Source organism: Noviherbaspirillum denitrificans, assembly GCF_002211445.1.
GTDB classification, from domain to species: domain Bacteria; phylum Pseudomonadota; class Gammaproteobacteria; order Burkholderiales; family Burkholderiaceae_D; genus Noviherbaspirillum; species Noviherbaspirillum denitrificans.
Map to the genome: position 1 here is coordinate 4,407,085 of NZ_LSTO01000001.1, position 5,034 is coordinate 4,412,118.

A 5,034-nucleotide genomic window follows, 5' to 3' on the forward strand; every position below is an offset into this window, starting at 1 on the left:
CCCATCAGCAGCGTCAACTCGCGCAGCAGCTCGCGGAAGGTGCGTGTCGACGTATCCTTGTCCCGCATGTGGGTCAGCTTGTGCTGGATCAGCGGGTGGTCAAGGATGAACAGATTCGGGAAACGGGGATCCTGTTTCATGGTGTGGCTTTCTCGTTATGCGGGGTTGCGCAAGTTTACCCCTTTTCCTCTACAGAAAACGGGAAATCGCGTGCAGCACCAGCCCGACCAGGCCGCCGACGAGCGTGCCATTGATGCGGATGTACTGCAGGTCCTTGCCGACGTGCAGTTCCAGCTTGCGCGACATGGTGTCGGCATCCCATTTCCGGATCACGCGCACGACGAGGTCGGCGATCATTTCCCGCCGCGCGACGATGGTTTCTGTGGCGAAGATGCGTATCCACTGGTTGAGCTTGCGCTGTACCCGGGCATCCCCGAGCAGCTCGTTGCCAAAGGAGCGGAAGCCCTGGTCCAGGCGCGCCGCGATGTGCGAATCCGGCGAAGCGATATCGGCTTCCAGGCGCGTCTTGATGTCGCGCCAGATATGGAGCATGTAATCACGGGTGATCGGGTGGCCTAGCACCTCGCTTATCATGGTATCAAGCTTTTCCTCGTAAACCGGTGAAGTGCGCAGCTGCTCGATGAAATCCTCGGCCATGTTGCTGAATCGCAGCCGCCATTCACTATCCTCTTCCCGCATTTCATTGAGCGTGCTTTCCACGGCATCCAGCAGCCGGTGGTAAAACTTTTCATCGATCGCCTTGGGTAGCCAGCGCGGACTGTTCTCATGGATCTTCCAGCGGATGTAATCCTTGTTGTGTTCCAGCGCGCGCGCCGCGACTTCAATGAGTTGGTTGAACAACGCCTGGTGCCGGTTGCTGGCGACCAGCACTGACAGGACTTCGGCAACCATGGGCGCAAACTTCGCATGTGCCAGCGCGGACGTCAGGCGCCCATGCATGAATTGCCTGACATCCTCATCCTCGATCACGCGCAGCAGCGTCGGAACGCTGCGCACGATCTGGCGGGAAATGGCCTTGCTGTTTTCCGGCTGCGACAGCCACGCCGCTGCGGCACCGGCGAAATCGATCGGTCGCATTTCTGCCCGGATGATTTCCTGGGTAATGAAGTTGTGTTCGAGAAAATTGGACAGGCTGTCCGCGATACGGTCTTTGTTGCGCGGAATGATGGCCGTGTGCGGAATCGGCACGCCAAGCGGGTGGCGGAACAGCGCAGTCACCGCGAACCAGTCTGCCAGCGCGCCGACCATCGCCGCCTCCGCGAAGGCCGCGACGAAAGACAGGTAGGGATAACGCGGCATCAGGGAACGCGAAACGAGGAACAGAAATGCCATCGCCACCAGCAAGCCGGTGGCGAGGCCGCGCGTTTTCCTGAGTTGAACCGCCTGCTCTTGTTCGTGCATTGTCCGGCCGATCCGCGAGAAATGCTGGTAACGGTTCGAGCGAAGAAGGTTGCGATTAGTTCACAAATGACAACTTGCGTCCTTCCCGCTAGCAATTTCAGGCGAGCAAAAACGCTTACTTGTTCTTCTTCGGACGTCCGGCCTTCAGCGTTGGCAGACCGGCAAGAATTTCCTTTAGTTTCGCGGTATCGAGCTGGCGGATCAATGCGACGCCGACGCGCAGCAGTTCGCTCTTCTTCACTTCGATACCCGCCTTCAGGCAAGCCTTCTTTACTTCGCCCAGCACCGCATATTCCGCCTCGGGCATCGTGAAGCTGTCGCGGACCAGCTTCGGCTTCTTGACCTTTTCCTTCGGCTCCGACACTGGCTTGTCCGGCACACTCGCCGGTACCTTCGGCGCTTTTGCCGCGATGGCCTTTACCTGTGCTTGCGTCGCTTTGGCAGGCGCGGCCTTCCTGGCAACCGGCTTGGCCGCTGCAGTTTTCTTCACCGGGGTCTTTGCCTTTACTTGCGGAGCGCTTGCTTTTGCCATGTCGTTTCTCCTTTTTAAAAAAATAGTATAAACAATATATATTGTTTATTTCTTTTCATCAACCGGCGCCTGTTCATCATCCCGTCACAATCGGCATTCAGAATCTCCGAGGATAGACTCGACAACAAGGATAAAACGTGAAGATTCTGCTCGCCCCCGCGGTCGCCTTGATGCGGCGCCTGCGGCTGCTCCCCAAGTTTGCGCTTGTGACCATGGTGTTCATGGCCCCCCTCCTGCTCGTGCTGGGCCTGCTGTACGCCGAGCTGCACAAGGAAGTCCGGACGGCCGAACGCGAGCGTGTGGGCGTCCGTTACGTGGTCGCCCTCGAGGACATGATGCGGCTGGTGCAGCAGCATCGGGCGCTGCGCCACCTCGCGTTGTCGGGCAATGCCGGCATGCAGGAGCCGGCCGAGCACGCGCGGAACGGCATCAAGACGCAGCTGGCGGTGGTGGATTCCATCGACCGCTCTTCCCGCGAACTGGACCTGGAAACGGCGTGGCGCAGCGTGCGCGACGCCTGGGACGCCGTGGAACAGAATATCCCGTCATCCAAGGCGAAGGACAGCTACGCGGCCCACAGCGCGGTCATCGAACAGATCACGAAATTGAACGCGCTGGTGGCGGACCGTTCGGGACTGACGCTCGACCCGGAACTCGACAGCTACCACCTGACCGCGATGCTGATCAACGGCTTCCCGCCGATTTCCGACATGCTGTCGACCATCGCCGGACGCGGTGCGGCCTATATCGACACCGGGCTGCTGGAAGCGAACGAAGATATGCTGCTCAGTTCCAGCGTGATGGTGGCGACCCGGGACCTTGGTCGGATTCCGGTACAGTTCGCATCGGTGTTCCGCGAGAATCCGGGACTCAAGCGGACGCTGGAAGGCCACCTCGCATCCGTGACGGACGCGACCGCCTTCCTGGAGCGCGCGCAGGATGAAGTCCTGAAGTCATTCAACCAGACCTCGGGCAAGGAATTCTTCGAAGCGGGCTCGAAGAGTATCGACGGCATCTTTGCCACCGCGCGCGCATCGGCGGTGGAGCTCGACAGTCTGCTGTCGCAGCGCATCGAACTGCTGCGCGCACGGCTGTTCCTGATCGTCATCGCGGCACTCGGCGGCCTGGCCGTGTCGGCTTACCTGCTTGGCGGATTTTATGTATCGTTTTCGCGCGAAGTGTACGAACTTGAGCACGCCGTAAAACGCGCGGCTGCCGGCGACCTCACGGTGCAAGTCTCGTCCAGCGCGAAGGATGAAATCGGCGGCCTGGTTAATTCCTTCGGGAAGATGAACGGCGAGCTGGCACAACTGGTGGCGCAGGTGCGGCAGGCCAGCGAAACCATCACCCTCACCTCGCATGAAATCGCTGCCGACAGCGGCGACCTGTCAGCGCGCACGGAATCCCAGGCCAGCTCGCTTCAGCAGACCGCCAGCTCGATGGAGGAGCTGACGGCCACGGTGAGGCTGAACGACCACCACGCAGCCGCGGCCAACGAACTGGCGCTTTCCGCTGCCGGTGTCGCAGCCAAGGGTGGCGAAGTGGTCAACCAGGTCATCGAGCGGATGGGCGTCATCAAGGAAAGCTCGGCGCGCATTATGGACATCATCCAGGTCATCGACGGCATCGCCTTCCAGACCAATATCCTCGCGCTGAACGCGGCTGTGGAGGCCGCGCGTGCCGGCGAACAAGGGCGCGGCTTTGCCGTAGTCGCGGCGGAGGTGCGCGGACTGGCGCAACGCTCTGCCGGCGCGGCGAAGGAAATCAAGGCGCTGATCGAAAGCTCGGTCACCGAAATCGAACAGGGACACAAGCTGGTCACCACCGCAGGCGGCACGATGGATGAAATCGTCAACTCGGTGCAGAAGGTCGCGAGCATCATGAATGACATGACAGCAGCAAGCCGCGAACAGACGGCCGGCATTGAACAGGTGAATCAGGCGCTGAGCCAGATGGACGAAGTCACACAGCGCAATGCGGCGCTCGTCGAGCATGCGGCGGATGCAGCCGCATTGCTGCAGCAACAGGCGGCCAGCCTGTCGTCGGCGGTCGAGGCCTTCAAGCTCGATGCGCCGGCTGCTGAAGCGCCTGCCGTCCTCGCCCTGGCATCGGTGACGCACTTGCCGGAGAACAAAGTCCGTCTGCAAGGTCGCCACGCCCCCTCCTCCTTCGAAGAGCCCCTGTTGATCGAAAAACGGGCTTAAGACCGTTCATCGCCCTGTCACACTTGGCGGGCAGAATGGCGCCCGCCCGAATTTGTTTCCATTTCAACAATCAATGCCAAATCGTTTCATGTCCAGCCTGCGTGCCGTTGCCGCACTGCTGCTGTCATCCCTTGCCTTGTCCGCCGGCGCCGCCGGCAATGCCATCGTGATCGGCCAGGCGGTCGACCTGTCGGGTCCGAACGCAGGCATCGGTCGTGACTATGTGGCGGGCATCAAGACCTATTTCGACATGGTTAATTCCGCCGGCGGCATCAATGGCCGGCGCATACAGTACATTGCGCGAGACGACCGCGGCGAGGCGCAACGCTCGGCCAGCCTCGCTTCCGAACTGGTCGAGCGCGAACAGGCCGACTACCTGATCGGGGGCGTCGGCGATGACACCACCTCGGCGATCCTCAATGCCCCGGCGGTAAAGCGTAGCGGCCATGTACTTTTCGCCCCTTTGGCTGCGGCCGACTATCCACCCGGGACCCGTGTCCTGTTCTGGCGGCCGAGCTACGGACAGGAGATCCGGCACATCCTGTCGCACTTCAGCAAGCTCGGAATCACCGATGCGGGTGTCGTGGTCCAGTCGACGCCGCTGAGTGAACAGTCCTACCGCAGCCTGGCCGCCGCCGCGCAGGAACTCCGTGTCACGGTCAAGGGAGTGGCACGCATCGGAGCGCAGGGTGACAGGATCGCTGAAGAAGCCGCGCGCATGGCTGCGCTCAGGCCCGGATTCATCCTCGTCATCGCCGACACGATCAGTACCGCGCAGTTCCTGAAAGCGTACCGCCGGCACGATGCTCAGACCTTTGTGGCCGGCAGCTCCCTCACCAACCTGGCGATGCTGCAGGAACTGGCGGGGGGGCAAGC

5 protein-coding genes are annotated in these 5,034 nt (G+C 61.3%); 2 read left to right on the forward strand and 3 right to left on the reverse strand.

The features are described from left to right. From AYR66_RS21360 to AYR66_RS21370, 3 genes are all read right to left on the reverse strand, one after another. On the reverse strand, window positions 1–140 hold a 140-nt coding region (locus AYR66_RS21360; RefSeq protein ID WP_272938370.1), incomplete at its 3' end, for a uracil phosphoribosyltransferase. A gap of 49 nt (window positions 141–189) precedes the next feature. Further along, window positions 190–1,422 (reverse strand): DUF445 domain-containing protein, encoded by a 1,233-nt coding sequence (locus tag AYR66_RS21365; protein WP_088709183.1) that lies wholly within the window; start codon window positions 1,420–1,422, stop codon window positions 190–192. A gap of 115 nt (window positions 1,423–1,537) precedes the next feature. Then, window positions 1,538–1,954: a hypothetical protein gene (locus AYR66_RS21370; protein ID WP_088709184.1), complete on the reverse strand. Its 417-nt coding sequence runs from the start codon at window positions 1,952–1,954 to the stop codon at window positions 1,538–1,540. 137 nt (window positions 1,955–2,091) lie between these two features. On the opposite strand from AYR66_RS21370, the gene AYR66_RS21375 reads away from it, so the two are divergent. Further along, window positions 2,092–4,158 (forward strand): methyl-accepting chemotaxis protein, encoded by a 2,067-nt coding sequence (locus AYR66_RS21375; protein WP_141104120.1) that lies wholly within the window; start codon window positions 2,092–2,094, stop codon window positions 4,156–4,158. Window positions 4,159–4,231: 73 nt separating this feature from the next. Further along, window positions 4,232–5,034, forward strand: an 803-nt coding sequence (locus tag AYR66_RS21380) for an ABC transporter substrate-binding protein (protein WP_206047244.1), incomplete at its 3' end; no start/stop codon positions are given.

Coding starts and splice junctions, on each gene's coding strand:
- AYR66_RS21365 (WP_088709183.1), bottom strand. CDS start 1,422: ATGCACGAACAAGAGCAGGCGGTTCAACTCAGGAAAACGCGCGGCCTC.
- AYR66_RS21370 (WP_088709184.1), bottom strand. CDS start 1,954: ATGGCAAAAGCAAGCGCTCCGCAAGTAAAGGCAAAGACCCCGGTGAAG.